Consider the following 13,919-nt stretch of genomic DNA (forward strand, 5'->3'; position numbering starts at 1 on the left):
GGCCGGCATCGATACCTTTCCGAGCACATCTCGATGAGTTGACTTCCGCTTGTGGGACTTTTCGGACCTGAGGCGATGTCCGACCTGAGTCCGTTATCGGCACCTAAGCGGACGTCCGCCGTCCGCTCCAAGTTTATGGGTTCACGCCCTAGTGAGGCATCCGCATCGTTGTCGCCTGATCGCTCGCCTCGTGTTGCTCAAGGCGATCGGCTTCCTGGCGGTATGCGTGCGATGCTTCGACAAGTCGCGTGACGGTGACGGCATCCATAATGGTCTTTGCCAACCGTTCGGCACGGATCGCTTGTTCTCTGAGATACTGAACCCTGGTCATCTGTTGCCCTCACACTTGCTGATACAAGTTGAGTCAATTTTGATCGTTCCCAGCCTGTCCCCTGATGCTTAACGGACCGTAAGCGGCGCTGGATTCGCAGTGAAGATTGTCCTGATTGTGGTAAACGCGGCGGCGTCGACCCTAATACTCCCGCGGAAACGGACATTCACGTTAAGCTCGAACATTTCGCCTGAGGTGGTAGGCCTGTAAATCGCCTTCACCCTCATTCGCGCCGTTGCTATCCCCGGTTCAAACGGGGAGATCGCAATGTCGGAGAATGCAGGCGTCGCCAAGCGGCTGGAGAAATTTCCGGCGTTCGACGGCTTCCGGGGGATTGGCGTGGTGGTGTTTACCCAATCACGCGTTTGCTGCTACGCGAACGGGCCAAGACCGGCCGCATCTCCTTCAAGGACTTCTATATGCGCCGGGCGCTGCGCATCTTCCCGGTCTATTACCTCGCGGTGCTCGTCTGCTACTTCATCTTCAGATTGGGTCCGGCGCATACGCTGAGCCTTCTCACCTACACGTTCAATTTCTATCATCCACTGCATGCGGTGCCGAACCCGCTGGAACACACCTGGTCATTGTCGGTGGAGGAGCGTTTCCGCCGGCCGCATCAGTTGCAACCGAGGCGCGAAGGCGTCGTGATCGGCCTCGGTGACGTGCGCGTGGTGATGGGTGTGGTCGGATCGGGAAGGGCGACGCCGGTTTGCCGGGACCATGTAGCGAAGGGCAAGTCTTGACGAAGAAGGGCAAGACTTGACGAAGCGTCGCGGCTGCTTCTCATTGGCTGGCAGCACGGCGATAGTCCATGCCTGCTTGGAGGTCTCGCCCGATGATCACGCTCTATCACTGCGCCCGCGCGCGCTCGTTCCGCCCGCTATGGACGCTTGAAGAGCTCGGGCTGCCCTATGAGCTGAAGATGCTGCCGTTCCCGCCGCGTGTCTTTGCGAAGGAATATCTCGGCATCAATCCGCTCGGCACCATCCCGCTGATGCTCGATGGCGAGACCCGGATGACGGAATCGGCGGCGATCGCGCAATATCTCGTCACCAAACATGGCCCGACGCCGCTGGCCGTCGGCATTGACGAGCCGGACTACGGCGCGTTCCTGAACTGGCTGCATTTCGGCGAGGCCACGCTGACCTTCCCGCAGGCGCTGGTGCTGCGTTATTCGAAGCTCGAGCCGGAGGAGCGCCGTCATCCGCAGGTGGTCGAGGACTATTCGAAGTTCTTTCTTGGACGGTTGCGTATGATCGAGACCATCACCACCGGCAAAGACTATGTCTGCGCCGGCCGTTTCACCGCCGCGGACATTTCTGTCGGCTATGCACTGTTGCTGGCCAATCGTCTCGGGCTTGCATCGCAATTCGGGCCGAGCGTCACAGCCTATTGGGCGCGATTGCAGCAGCGCGAGGGCTACCTGCGTGCGGTTGAGTCCGAGAACCGCGCCGGCGACGCGCTGGGTTTGGCGCGCCGCTTCTGAGCGGCTATACCAGCCGCATCAACTTCAACCAAGCGAGCAGACCGATGGCCGATGATAGAGTAATCTTGGAGAAGAAGGGCGCCGCACTCTGGATCACCATCAACCGGCCGGAGAAGCGCAATGCCATGAATGGCGATGTCATCGCCGGCATCGCCAACGGCTATCGCACCGCCCACGAGGATGCGGGCGTACGGGTGATCGTTCTGACCGGCGCGGGCGAGAAGGCGTTCTGCGCCGGCGCTGATCTGGCGAATGCGGGTGCGGCCTTCTCGATGGATTTCTCCAAGCCCAATGGTGATCTCGCCGATCTCATGCGGCTGTCGCAAAACGCCACCAAACCCGCCATCGCCCGCGTTAACGGCGTCTGCATGGCCGGTGGCATGGGTTTGCTCTGCATGACCGACATGGCGGTGGCCGCGGACAACGTGATCTTCGGTTTGCCCGAGGTGAAGGTCGGCGTGTTTCCCATGCAGGTGCTGGCGCTGCTGCAGTCCATTGCGCCGCGTCGCCTGGTCAACGAATGGTGCATCACCGGCGAGCCGTTCGACGCGCAGACCGCGCTTGGCGCTGGCCTGCTGAATCACGTGGTGCCGGCGGCCGAGCTCGACAGCAAGGTCGACTGGCTGATCGCGCGCATCACCGACAAGTCGCCGACCGCGATCCGCCGCGGAAAATATGCGATGCGCGCCATCGCCGCGATGTCGTTCGACGAGAGCATCGCCTATACCGAAAGCCAGATCGCGCTCCTGTCGATGACTGAGGATGCGAAAGAAGGCCTCAAGGCCTTTGGCGAGAAGCGCAAGCCGGTGTGGCCGGGTAAATAGGGTGCTTCACGCCGCGCGTTTCAGCCGGTGCAGCGTCACTTCCGGAGGGCAGTTCAGTCGCACCGGGAGCAGGCTGGTGCCGACGCCGACGGATGTATAGCCGGCCATGCCTTCATGGCGCCATGCGCCGTTGCCCATATGGCGCGGCAGCACGGCCTCCAGCTTGATGGCGTAGCCGCCGGGCAGGCAGAGCTGGCCGCCATGGGTGTGGCCGCTCAGCATGAGGTCGAAATTGTGCTCGGCCGCCTCGGCATAGGTCTCCGGCGTGTGCGACAGCAGGATCGAGAAGGCGCCCGTCGGAATTTGCGATGCAACCTTCGGGATGTCGTCTGCGAGATAGAAATGCGGATCGTCGACGCCGGCAATGTAGATGCTGTCATCGCCGCGAGTAATCACGTCGCATTCGTTGAACATCATGCGGATGCCCATGCCTTCCAGCGCCGGCGTCATGCAGATACTGTCGTGATTGCCGAGAACGCCATAGACGGGATCGCGCAGCCTCGCGCGCAGTTCGCCGACACCTTCGGTGGCGCGCTGATAAGGCCCATAGGTCTTGCCGCGATAGTCGCCGGTCAGCACACAGATGTCGTAATCGAGATCGCCGACGAAGGAGATCAGGTGGCGCAGTGCGTCCTCGCTGAGATCGACGTGGAGATCGCTGATATGCAGGATCGTGAAGCCGTTGAACGCGGCGGGCAGGCGCGGTGAGGCGACGATATTCTCGCGCACCAACACGCGGTTAGCCTCGCGGCGGGCGCGGCCATAGAGGCCGGTGAGTTGCAACGCAGTGCGGACGATCGGTGGCGCGGTGAGCCAGTTCTCCAGATTGAAGAACAGGCGGCCCTGGCCGAACAGCTGGTGATCGCGATGGGTCTCGATCTCCAGCCGAGCCTTCACATGCGCATCCCCGATACGGTCGATCAGCGGGCGTAGCGCGCTGTCGTCGATCGGGGGATGCGATGGCTGAGTCAACGTCGATCTAGCCGGTCGAGGCCTTGAGGCCGGCCGCCTCGATGCCCGCGACGGCTGCGATCTCGTCATTGTCCGATGTATCGCCGGAGATGCCGATAGCGCCGAGCAGGCTGCCCGATGCGTCATGAATGAGAACGCCACCCGGCACCGGGATCAGCGCGCCGCGCGCCATGGTATTCACGGCATCGATGAAGAACGGCTGCTCTTCCGCACGCTTGAACAGCGCACGTGAACCCAGACCCATCGCCAGCGCGCCATAGGCTTTGCCGTGTGCGACCTCGCCGCGCATCAGGCTGGTGCCGTCCTGCGCGATGGTGGCCTTTACGCAGCCGCGAGCGTCGAGCACCGTGATGACCATGGGCTTGAGCTTCATCTCGATCACCTTGGCGAGAGCGCCATCGATGATCTTGCGGGCTGTATCGAGGGTGAGGTCGGCCATATCGGTTGTTTCCTAGTTGAGCGTGGAAGAATGGACGTTTGTTGTCGCGCCGTCGAGGCTCATGGCCAGCACGCGCGCGACATGCAACGCGTGACGGGAGGCGCCGTCAGCGATCTGGTGCCGGCAGGATGTGCCGTCGGCGATGATCAGCGTATCGGCGTCGGCCTTGCGCACGGCGGGTAGCAAGGACGCTTCGGCCATCTGGATCGAGACGTCATAGGTGTCGGCACCATAGCCGAACGCGCCCGCCATGCCGCAGCAACTGGATTCGATGGTCTCGACCTTCAGATCCGGGATCAGGCGCAAGGCCTGTTCGACCGGCTTGAACGCACCGAATGACTTTTGATGGCAATGGCCATGTACTATCGCCTTCGGCGCGATCGGCTTCAGCTGCAGTTGCAGCCGGCCGGCCTCGGCCTCGCGGACCAGGAATTCCTCGAACAGCATAGCGTGCGCGCTGACGCTCCTGGCCGTATCGTCGGAACGTAGCGACAGCAATTCATCGCGTAGCGTCAGCAGGCAGCTCGGCTCAAGGCCGACAATCGGCACGCCGCGTGCCGCGAAGGGTGCATAGGTGGCGACGAGGCGGTCTAGTTCGGCGCGCGCTTGATCGACAAGGCCCGCCGAGAGGAATGTACGGCCGCAGCACAAGGCGCGACTGCTGCGATCCACGGGCTTCGGCAGATGCACACGATACCCGCCGGCGGTGAGAACGCGGAGTGCGTCGTCGAGATTCTCGCGCTCATAAGCGCGGTTGAAGGTGTCGGCGAACAGCACGACTTCGCGGCCATCTGCCGGGCCGACGGCGTCGGCATCTCTGTGAAATACATCGCTGCGCCATTCCGGCAGGCTGCGTTTGGCGCTGATCCCTGCATAGCGTTCCAACAGGTTGCGCAGCAGCGGGCTCTTGTTGCGCAAGTTCGCCAGCGGCGCAGCTCGGGCGGCCAGTGCGGCATAGTGCGGCAGATAGCCGACGAGGCGATCGCGTAGCGTGAGGCCGTGCTTCGTGACGCGCGCGGCCAGAACCTCGATCTTCATCTTGGCCATATCGACGCCGGTTGGGCATTCATGGCGGCAGGCCTTGCACGACACGCAAAGTTTCATCGTGTCGGCCATGGCATCCGACGTCAGCGCATCCGGACCAAGCTGGCCGGAGATCGCCAGCCGCAGCGTGTTGGCGCGGCCGCGGGTGACGTCCTTCTCGTTGCGCGTGGCGCGATAGGACGGGCACATCACGCCGCCCTCTAACTTCCGGCATGTGCCATTGTTGTTGCACATTTCGATGGCGCCCTGGAAACCGCCGCCGGCGCCGGGCCAGCCGGACCAGTCGAGCGCGGTCTTCAATTCGCCGACGCGATAATCCGGCGTGTAACGAAACAGCGAACGATCGTCCATCTTGGGCGGATCGACGATCTTGCCGGGATTGAGAACATTCTGCGGATCGAAGCGATGCTTCACTTCGGCAAAGTCGCTGATGATCTGCTCGCCGAACATTTCGGCGTGGAATTCCGAACGCACGAGGCCGTCGCCGTGCTCGCCGGAGTGCGAGCCCTTGTATTCCCTGACCATCGCGAAGGCTTCTTCGGCGATGGCGCGCATCGCCTTGACGTCCTTGTCGAGCTTCAGGTTCAACACCGGGCGAACATGAAGGCAGCCTTCGGAAGCGTGTGCATACATGGTGCCGGTGGTGTCGTGCTTCCTGAAGATCGCGGACAGGCGCTCGGTATAGTCGGCCAGATGCGGCAGCGGCACCGCGCAGTCCTCGATGAAGGAGACCGGCTTGCCGTCCTGTTTCATCGACATCATGACATTGAGGCCGGCCGCGCGAAACTCGGCAATACCCGCCTGAAGCGCTGGCTCGGTGACGTCGACGACGCCGCCCCATTTGCGCGCCGGGTTGTTCCAGCCAAAGCCGAGATCGCCCATCAACGCACCCAGCTCTTTCAGCTTGGCGGCATTGGCGGCTTGATCGTCCTCGGCGAATTCGACGATCAGGAGTGCATCCGGATCGCCGCGCACGGCACTCTTGATGATCGGCTGGAACATCGCGATGTCGCGGCCGAGTGCGATCATGGTTCGGTCGACGAGTTCGACGGCGATGGGCTTGAGCTTGACCAGATGCTGAGTCGCATCCATAGCCTCGTAAAAGCTGCCAAAGTGGCAGACACCGAGCGCCTTACTGCCGATGAGCGGCCACAGCTTGAGTTCGACCTGTGTGGTGAAGGCGAGGGTGCCTTCGGAGCCCACGAGGAGATGCGCCAGGTTGTTGGCGGTGTTGCGCGGCGTCAGCGCATCGAGATTGTATCCGCCGACACGGCGCTGCACCTGCGGAAAGCGTTCCGCGATCTCGGTCGCTTCGCGCTCGCCGAGCGCCAGCATGTCGCGAAACAAAGCAGGCGCATCGTCCCCGGAATTTACTTCGCCGAAATGCAGCAGGTTGCCATCGGCCAGCGCAGCATCCATTGCAATCGTATTGTCGCGCATGGTGCCATAGCGCAGCGAACGGCCACCGCAGGAATTGTTGCCGGCCATGCCGCCGATGGTGGCGCGCGACGCGGTGGAGACATCCACCGGAAACCACAGCCCGTGTTTCTTGAGCTGCCGGTTGAGATCGTCCAGCACGATGCCGGGCTCGACGATGCAGGTGCGGTTCTCGACGTCGAGCGAGATGAGCTTGTTGAGATGCTTGGAGAGGTCGATAACGATGCCGTCATTGACGGTCTGGCCGCATTGCGAGGTACCGCCGCCGCGCGGCGTAACGATGCGGCCATCGTCGCGGCAGATCGCCAGCGCGCGCAGCGCCTCGTCGATGGTGCGCGGAACGACCACACCGAACGGTACGATCTGGTAGAACGAGGCATCGGTGGCATAACGGCCGCGATTGAACGGGTCGAAGAACACGTCGCCGGAGACTTCACGCGCGAGCTTTGCCGCCAGCGCGCTGTCTGCAGCCGTGCTCCGAATGATTGCCGCCTTCGCCATGGATTCCCGCCTTGTCCCTCTATCGTCCTGTCTTGCATCCGGATTCCGGCTTGGCAACCCGGCGGTGCCGCGCTCCGGCAGTCGCAACAAGGAGATACGGGAGGGATAAGAAATCCTCATGGCTGCCCCACGTTTTTCTTCAGCGCTCTGGTATACCAGACGCGGGACAAGCCGTTTGAAAGGTGCTATCCGGGCGTTTCAATAAAAATGGACTCCCTGGGAAGGACGAGACATGACCGTGCACACCGGAAGGCATTTCCTGCAGATTCCTGGCCCGACCAACGTACCCGACCGGGTGCTGCGGGCGATGGATATGCCCACGCTGGACCATCGCGGTCCCGAATTCGCCGAACTCGGTCTCCATGTCATTGCTGCGATGCAGCGTGTATTCCGGACCAAGCAGCCGGTCATCATTTATCCCTCCTCGGGCACCGGCGCCTGGGAAGCCGCCATCGTCAATACGCTGTCGCCAGGCGACAAGGTGCTGATGGCCGAGACCGGCCAGTTCGCCACCCTATGGCGCGGCCTCGCCGAGAAGTTCAAGCTCGACATCGATTTCGTGCCGGGCGACTGGCGCCACGGCGCCGATCTCGCCGAGATCGAGAAGCGTCTCGCTGCCGACAAGTCGCACGACATCAAGGCGGTGATGATCGTCCATAACGAGACCTCGACCGGTTGCGTCACCCATCCGCAGGACGTCCGCAAGCTGCTCGACCGGGTGAAGCACCCAGCGCTGCTGATGGTCGACACTGTCTCCGGCCTCGGCTCGCTCGAATACGAACATGACGCCTGGGGCATCGACGTCTCCGTCGCCGGTTCACAGAAGGGCCTGATGCTACCGCCGGGTCTCGGCTTCAACGCCGTGTCCGACAAGGCGCTGGCGGCCTCCAAGGCCAACAGTTCGTTCCGGTCCTATTGGGACTGGGAGGAGATCATCGCTGCCAACAAGCTCGGCTCCTGGCCCTATACGCCCGCGACCAATCTGCTCTATGCGCTGAAGGAAGGCGTGGCGATGCTGGAGGAGGAGGGGCTCGACAACGTGTTCGCGCGCCACAAGCGCCATGGCGCCGCCGCCCGTGCAGCCGTCAAGGCCTGGGGCCTCGAGACGGTTTCCATCGAGTCGCACGATCACTCGCCGGCACTGACCGCCGTGCTGATGCCGGAAGGGCATGACGCCGACAAGTTCCGCAAGGTGGTGCTGGACAATTTCGACATGTCACTCGGCACCGGCCTCAACAAGTGGAAGGGCAAGATCTTCCGCATCGGCCATATCGGGCACTTCAACGACCTGATGCTGATGGGCACGCTGGCTGGTGTCGAGATGGGTCTCGAACTCGCCAAGGTCCCGCACCGCGCCGGCGGCGTGATGGCAGCGATGGATGTGCTGACCGGCAAAAGCGTGGTGCCGATGACCAAGGCGGCGGTGGCCTGAGGCCAGCGAATTCCCGTCTGTGAGGCCTAACAATCTACTGGAGGCTGGAGCATAATCGCTCCAGCCTTTTCAACATGTTGCAGTGAAATGCTGCACCAGAGGACGAATCACATGAACGCACCAACGCCCGCCACTGAAGACCTGCTGTATTCCGTCGAGAACGGGATCGCCAAGATCACCTTCAACCGTCCGCAGGCGCGCAATGCCATGCTGTTCTCGATGTATGAGCGGATGGCGGAGATCTGCCAGGCTGCCAATGAGGACCACTCGATCAAGGCGATCATCCTGACCGGCGCCGGCGACAAGGCCTTCGCCTCGGGCACCGATATTTCGCAATTCCGTGAGTTCAAGACGGCGCAGGACGCGCTCGATTACGAGGCGCGGATCGACCGTGTGCTCACCGCGCTGGAGACCTGCCGGGTGCCGACCATCGCCGCGATCGCCGGCGCCTGCACAGGCGGCGGCGCCGGCATTGCCGCCTGCTGCGACCTGCGCATCGGTACGGCTGCCACGCGCATGGGCTTCCCGATTGCCCGCACCCTCGGCAACTGCCTGTCGATGTCCAATATCAGCCGCGTGATGGCGCTGGTCGGACCGGCCCGCACCAAGGACATGATCTTCACTGCCCGCCTCATCGAGGCTGATGAGGCGCTGGCGCTGGGTCTGATCAACGAGATCGTGCCCGATGTCGAGACGCTGCAGCGCCGCGCGCTGGAACTCGCGCAACTGGTGGCCAGCCATGCGCCGATCACCCTCGAAGTGACCAAGGAAGCCGTCCGCCGGCTGCGCCCGACCCTGACCCGCGAGGAGGGCAAGGATCTCGTGCTCAAGGCCTATATGAGCGAGGATTTCCGCGAGGGCATGGATGCCTTCCTGAACAAGCGCAAGCCGAACTGGCAGGGTAAATAACGGGCAGGCGGCGGTCTCGGGCAATCACCTCATTCCGCCGCCCGGCAGCTGAACAGGGTGCCGGCCCCTGACCAAAGTCGGCCTTCGCATGCGCGGGACATGCTTGAAGTCACGGTCAATACCCCGCACAATAGAACCAATGAAAAATGGCGGGCATCCAATATCCGCCGATCTCTACAGGGAAGAAACCAATGTCCAAGTCGATCAGGGCCACAGCTGCGCTTGCAGCCGTGCTCGCCAGCGCGCCCATCCTCTCATCGGCCACATCGCCGGCCATCGCCTGGGAGCCCACGAAGCCCGTCGAAATCGTGGTTGCAGCGGGCGCCGGTGGCGCATCCGACCAGATGGCGCGCATGATGCAGGCTGCGATCCAGAAGAACAATCTGATGAAGGCGCCGGTGGTGGTGTCGCTCAAGGGTGGCGCATCCGGTGCGGAAGCGCTGATCTACATGAAGTCCAGCGAGGGCGACGCCAACAAGGTGCTGATCGCCTATTCGCTGATCTACATGCTGCCGCTGTCCGCCAAGATTCCGTTCAACTGGCGCGACCTCACACCGGTGTCCGTCGTCGCGATGGACCAGTTCGTGCTGTGGGACAATGCGGGTGGCGCCAAGACGGTGAAGGAATTCATCGCGGCGGCCAAGGCTGCATCGTCGCCGTTCAAGATGGGCGGCACCGGATCCAAGCGTGAAGACCATGTGCTGACGGTGTTCATGGAAAAGCAGACCGGCGCGAAGTTTTCCTATCTGCCCTACAAGTCGGGCGGCGAGGCGGCGACGCAGCTGGTCGGCAATCACACCGAAGCCAACGTCAATAACCCCAGCGAGAATCTCGAAGTCTGGCGCGCCGGCCAGGTGCGCGCGCTCTGCGTGTTCGACAAGGAACGCATCTCCTACAAGACCAAGGTCACCGAGACGCAGTCGTGGAACGACATCCCGACCTGCAAGGAAGAGGGCCTCGACGTGCAGTATCTGATGCTGCGCGCCATGTTCCTGCCCGGCAAGGTGACGCCCGAGCAGCAGGCTTTCTATGTCGACCTGTTCGAGAAGGTGACCAAGACGGCCGAATACAAGGACTACATGGAGAAGCAGGCGCTGAAGCCGATCTTCCTGAAGGGGCCGGAGATGCTCAAGTTCCTCGAAGAGGACGATGCGCTCAACAAGTCGCTGATGACCGAAGCGGGATTCGTGGCGAAGTAAGTAACTGCGAAGCGACGGCTTCGGGTGAGGGGCGAGGCACGAACGCAAAGCAAATCGCCGAGCCTGCGGATCGAAGAGCCCCTCACCCGAAGCCGTCGCTTCGCTCAGGCTTCGACCTCTCCCCGCCTAGCACAGCTTCGCTGTGCGCGGGAGAGGGGAGAGGTTAGCGCCAGATCATTCCGCCAGCTCCCATCTGCGAGACACTATGTCCAACACCGACCTCGAAATCATCGTCGAAGATCCCACCGCCCCAGAGGACGACTCGCCCTCTGTCGTCAGTACGCGCACCATCGAGATCATCGTCTCGCTGGTCCTGCTGGCACTGGCCATCGTGCTTGGCTTCGACAACTGGCGCACCGGCATCGCCTGGGATTCCACGGGGCCTCAGCCCGGCTATTTCCCGTTCTATCTCTCGGTCATTCTCGGTGGTGCCAGCCTCTATGGACTGATCGCGACATTCTTCGCCCGAAGTGGCGGTTCCGACACTTTCGTCACCCGCGCACAATTGCGGCGCGTGGCGCTGGTGTTCATTCCCACCGCACTGTTTTGTCTCGCCACGCAATTCCTCGGCATCTATGTCGCGAGTTTCGTGCTGATCGCCGGCTTCATGCGCATGGTCGGCAAGATCGCGCTGTGGAAGTCGCTGCTCACCGCCTTCGTGTTCACCGCGATCATGTTCGTCACCTTCGATGTCGCGTTCGACGTCATCATGCCGAAGGGGCCGATCGAATCGGCTCTCGGTCGCTAGGACTTTAACGATGGAAGCCTTTGGACTGTTGATGCACGGCTTCGCCGTGCTGATGACCTGGAAGATCATCTCGCTGATGGTCGTCGGTCTCGTGCTTGGCATTTTTGTCGGCGTGCTGCCGGGCCTCGGTGGCCCCAATGGCGTTGCCATCCTGCTGCCGCTGACCTTCACCATGGATCCGACCTCGGCCATCGTGATGTTGTCCTGCATCTATTGGGGCGCGCTGTTCGGCGGCGCCATCACCTCGATCCTGTTCAATATTCCCGGCGAGGCGTGGTCGGTGGCCACGACCTTCGACGGCTATCCGATGGCGCAGCAAGGCAAGGCTGCGGAAGCGCTGACGGCGGCGTTTACCTCGTCCTTCATCGGGTCGCTGGTGGCGGTGATGCTGATCACATTTCTGGCGCCGATGATTTCATCCTTCGCGCTGAAATTCGGCCCGCCGGAATTCTTTGCGGTCTATCTTCTGACCTTCTGCTCCTTCGTCGGTCTCGGCCGCGAGGCCAAGCACAAGACCGTCATCTCGATGGCCCTGGGTCTGCTGATCGCCGGCATCGGCATGGACACGGTGTCGGGCAATCTGCGCATGACCTTCGGCTCGGACAATCTCCTGCGCGGCATCAACTTCCTCGTCGCGGTGATCGGCCTGTTCGGCATCAGCGAAATCCTGCTGACCATGGAAGAGCGCCTCGCGCTGCGCGGACACGCCGCCAAGATCAGCCTGCGCACGGTGCTCAAGGTCTGGATGGACCTTCCGAAATACTGGGTGACGCTGCTGCGCTCGTCGGTGATCGGCTGCTGGCTCGGCATCACGCCGGGCGGCGCCATTGCGGCCTCCTTCATGGGCTACAACCTCGCCAAGCGCTTCTCCAAGGATCCCGAAAGCTTCGGCAAGGGGCGCATCGAAGGCGTGTTCGCGCCGGAGACCGCGGCGCACGCGTCCGGCACCGCGGCGCTGCTGCCGATGCTGGCGCTCGGCATTCCAGGTTCCGGCACCGCGGCGATCCTGCTCGGCGGCCTGATGGTGTGGGGCCTCAATCCCGGGCCGCTGCTGTTCGTCGAGCACAAGGATTTCGTCTGGGGCCTGATTGCCTCGATGTATCTCGGCAACGTGGTCGGTCTCGTTATCGTGCTGACGACCGTTCCGGTGTTCGCCTCGATCCTGCGCGTGCCATTTGCGGCCGTGGCGCCAATGATCGTGGTGTCCTGTGCCATCGGCGCCTATGCGATCCAGAATGCCATGTTCGACATCTGGCTGATGCTCGGCTTCGGCGTCGTCGGCTATGTCTTCAAGAAGATCGGCATTCCGCTCGCGCCATTCACGCTGGCGCTGGTGCTCGGCAGCCGCGCCGAGGATGCATTCCGTCTTGCCATGATCGGCTCCGGCGGCAGCGTGGGCGTGTTCTGGTCCAATGGCCTGGTCGGCACCATCACCACGCTGGCGATTACGCTACTGTTCTGGCCACTGATCGATCGTGCCTTTACGGCCGTTGCACGCATCTGGCGGCCGACGCCGGTGACGACGTAAGCCGTGCTCGCGCCTGGCTGGATGGGGGCCTAATCCGGCAGTGACGGCTGCGCCAGATATGCCAGCAGCTTTATCTCGCGGCGTCCGCGGGTGACGGTGTCGAGCACGAGGCCCGACGAAAATGAGAGCACGCCGACGATCATCAGGCCGGTCGAGAGCACGGCGGTGGGCAGCCGAGGCACCAAACCTGTTTCCAGATAGGTGACGGTGACGGGAATCGCGAGGCCGATGGAGACGATGCCGAAAAACAGGCCAATTGTGCCGAAGAAGCGCAGCGGCTTTTCCGAACGATAGAGCTTCATGATGGTGCCGAGGATCCGGAAGCCATCCTTCCACGTGTTGAGCTTGCTGATGGAGCCCTGCGGTCGCGCGAAATAGGGCGTCTCGATTTCAGCGACCGGCAGTGCGAGCTGCAGCGCATGAACGCTCAGTTCGGTCTCGATCTCGAAACCATCGGACAGCACCGGAAAGGATTTGACGAAGCGTCTCGAGAATACGCGATAGCCTGACAGCACATCCTTGAAGTTCTGACCGAACGTCATTGACAGAAAGCCGGTGAGCAGTGAGTTACCGGTACGGTGGCCAAGGCGATAGGCGGCAACCTGCTGCTCAATGCGGCGGCCGACGACCATGTCGAGGCGATCGTTTAACAGCGCTTCGATCATGGTTGGTGCGGATGTCGCGTCGTAGGTCGCATCGCCATCGACGAGAACGTAGACATCGGCATCGACGTCACCGAACATGCGGCGGACGACATGACCCTTGCCTTGACGCGGCTCGCTGCGAACAATCGCACCCGCCTGCGAGGCTACTTCGCGCGTGTGATCTCTCGAGTTGTTGTCGTAGACATAAATCGTGGCGGCCGGCAGCGCCCTGCGGAAATCGTTCACGACCGTCGCGACTGCGACCTCTTCATTGAAGCAGGGGATCAGGATAGCCACGCGGGGCGGTGCGGTCATGGAGCCTTCCTGCGGGTTCGAGGGGCAGCACGATCTCCGATCGACTGCGCCTGGACGAAGATGTGCTCCCGATTAATGCAGCCTATGGCGTTAATTTTCACAGTATTTGA

13 protein-coding genes are annotated in these 13,919 nt (G+C 62.3%); 8 read left to right on the forward strand and 5 right to left on the reverse strand.

What is annotated here, in order from left to right:
* Positions 1 to 148: 148 nt before the first annotated feature.
* Entirely contained in the window at positions 149 to 331 is a 183-nt protein-coding gene (locus tag AB7828_RS00950; RefSeq protein ID WP_309946426.1) for a hypothetical protein, read from the reverse strand.
* A gap of 365 nt (positions 332 to 696) precedes the next feature.
* On the opposite strand from AB7828_RS00950, the gene AB7828_RS00955 reads away from it, so the two are divergent.
* The 3 genes from AB7828_RS00955 (at position 697) to AB7828_RS00965 (ending at position 2,641) form a co-directional block, all read left to right on the forward strand.
* Positions 697 to 1,074 carry a hypothetical protein gene (locus AB7828_RS00955; protein ID WP_441229128.1) on the forward strand — a complete coding sequence of 126 codons (378 nt, stop codon included), beginning with the start codon at positions 697 to 699 and terminating at the stop codon, positions 1,072 to 1,074.
* A 92-nt stretch (positions 1,075 to 1,166) separates the two neighbouring features.
* Complete coding sequence (locus AB7828_RS00960; protein WP_175366772.1) at positions 1,167 to 1,817, forward strand: glutathione S-transferase family protein; 651 nt, start codon at positions 1,167 to 1,169, stop codon at positions 1,815 to 1,817.
* Positions 1,818 to 1,861: 44 nt separating this feature from the next.
* Entirely contained in the window at positions 1,862 to 2,641 is a 780-nt protein-coding gene (locus AB7828_RS00965; protein WP_441229129.1) for an enoyl-CoA hydratase/isomerase family protein, read from the forward strand.
* Between the two features lie 6 nt (positions 2,642 to 2,647).
* On the opposite strand, the gene AB7828_RS00970 is transcribed toward AB7828_RS00965, so the two are convergent.
* From AB7828_RS00970 to AB7828_RS00980, 3 genes are read right to left on the reverse strand one after another with little or no spacing between them, the layout of a single operon-like run.
* Positions 2,648 to 3,613 (reverse strand): metallophosphoesterase, encoded by a 966-nt coding sequence (locus AB7828_RS00970; protein WP_441229130.1) that lies wholly within the window; start codon positions 3,611 to 3,613, stop codon positions 2,648 to 2,650.
* A gap of 7 nt (positions 3,614 to 3,620) precedes the next feature.
* The gene (locus AB7828_RS00975) at positions 3,621 to 4,052 is read right to left on the reverse strand and encodes a GlcG/HbpS family heme-binding protein (RefSeq protein WP_309946411.1); all 432 of its coding nucleotides are present in this window, start codon (positions 4,050 to 4,052) and stop codon (positions 3,621 to 3,623) included.
* A 12-nt stretch (positions 4,053 to 4,064) separates the two neighbouring features.
* Positions 4,065 to 7,034 (reverse strand): FAD-binding and (Fe-S)-binding domain-containing protein, encoded by a 2,970-nt coding sequence (locus AB7828_RS00980; RefSeq protein ID WP_441229131.1) that lies wholly within the window; start codon positions 7,032 to 7,034, stop codon positions 4,065 to 4,067.
* 232 nt (positions 7,035 to 7,266) lie between these two features.
* On the opposite strand from AB7828_RS00980, the gene AB7828_RS00985 reads away from it, so the two are divergent.
* From AB7828_RS00985 to AB7828_RS01005, 5 genes are all read left to right on the forward strand, one after another.
* The gene (locus tag AB7828_RS00985) at positions 7,267 to 8,466 is read left to right on the forward strand and encodes a pyridoxal-phosphate-dependent aminotransferase family protein (protein ID WP_441229132.1); all 1,200 of its coding nucleotides are present in this window, start codon (positions 7,267 to 7,269) and stop codon (positions 8,464 to 8,466) included.
* Between the two features lie 111 nt (positions 8,467 to 8,577).
* Complete coding sequence (locus tag AB7828_RS00990) at positions 8,578 to 9,375, forward strand: enoyl-CoA hydratase/isomerase family protein (protein ID WP_439057784.1); 798 nt, start codon at positions 8,578 to 8,580, stop codon at positions 9,373 to 9,375.
* 191 nt (positions 9,376 to 9,566) lie between these two features.
* Positions 9,567 to 10,574: a tripartite tricarboxylate transporter substrate binding protein gene (locus AB7828_RS00995; protein ID WP_441229133.1), complete on the forward strand. Its 1,008-nt coding sequence runs from the start codon at positions 9,567 to 9,569 to the stop codon at positions 10,572 to 10,574.
* A gap of 205 nt (positions 10,575 to 10,779) precedes the next feature.
* Complete coding sequence (locus AB7828_RS01000) at positions 10,780 to 11,322, forward strand: tripartite tricarboxylate transporter TctB family protein (protein ID WP_231077510.1); 543 nt, start codon at positions 10,780 to 10,782, stop codon at positions 11,320 to 11,322.
* A gap of 10 nt (positions 11,323 to 11,332) precedes the next feature.
* Complete coding sequence (locus AB7828_RS01005) at positions 11,333 to 12,850, forward strand: tripartite tricarboxylate transporter permease (protein ID WP_089267956.1); 1,518 nt, start codon at positions 11,333 to 11,335, stop codon at positions 12,848 to 12,850.
* Positions 12,851 to 12,879: 29 nt separating this feature from the next.
* On the opposite strand, the gene AB7828_RS01010 is transcribed toward AB7828_RS01005, so the two are convergent.
* On the reverse strand, positions 12,880 to 13,809 hold the full coding sequence (locus AB7828_RS01010; RefSeq protein WP_441229134.1) for a glycosyltransferase family 2 protein: 930 nt from the start codon (positions 13,807 to 13,809) through the stop codon (positions 12,880 to 12,882).
* Positions 13,810 to 13,919: the final 110 nt, after the last annotated feature.

The sequence above is a fragment of the Tardiphaga sp. 215_C5_N2_1 genome, assembly GCF_052076055.1.
In the GTDB taxonomy this organism is placed as follows: domain Bacteria; phylum Pseudomonadota; class Alphaproteobacteria; order Rhizobiales; family Xanthobacteraceae; genus Tardiphaga; species Tardiphaga robiniae.

Coding starts and splice junctions, on each gene's coding strand:
- AB7828_RS00950 (WP_309946426.1), bottom strand. CDS start 331: ATGACCAGGGTTCAGTATCTCAGAGAACAAGCGATCCGTGCCGAACGG.
- AB7828_RS00960 (WP_175366772.1), top strand. CDS start 1,167: ATGATCACGCTCTATCACTGCGCCCGCGCGCGCTCGTTCCGCCCGCTA.
- AB7828_RS00965 (WP_441229129.1), top strand. CDS start 1,862: ATGGCCGATGATAGAGTAATCTTGGAGAAGAAGGGCGCCGCACTCTGG.
- AB7828_RS00975 (WP_309946411.1), bottom strand. CDS start 4,052: ATGGCCGACCTCACCCTCGATACAGCCCGCAAGATCATCGATGGCGCT.
- AB7828_RS00980 (WP_441229131.1), bottom strand. CDS start 7,034: ATGGCGAAGGCGGCAATCATTCGGAGCACGGCTGCAGACAGCGCGCTG.
- AB7828_RS00985 (WP_441229132.1), top strand. CDS start 7,267: ATGACCGTGCACACCGGAAGGCATTTCCTGCAGATTCCTGGCCCGACC.
- AB7828_RS00990 (WP_439057784.1), top strand. CDS start 8,578: ATGAACGCACCAACGCCCGCCACTGAAGACCTGCTGTATTCCGTCGAG.
- AB7828_RS00995 (WP_441229133.1), top strand. CDS start 9,567: ATGTCCAAGTCGATCAGGGCCACAGCTGCGCTTGCAGCCGTGCTCGCC.
- AB7828_RS01000 (WP_231077510.1), top strand. CDS start 10,780: ATGTCCAACACCGACCTCGAAATCATCGTCGAAGATCCCACCGCCCCA.
- AB7828_RS01005 (WP_089267956.1), top strand. CDS start 11,333: ATGGAAGCCTTTGGACTGTTGATGCACGGCTTCGCCGTGCTGATGACC.
- AB7828_RS01010 (WP_441229134.1), bottom strand. CDS start 13,809: ATGACCGCACCGCCCCGCGTGGCTATCCTGATCCCCTGCTTCAATGAA.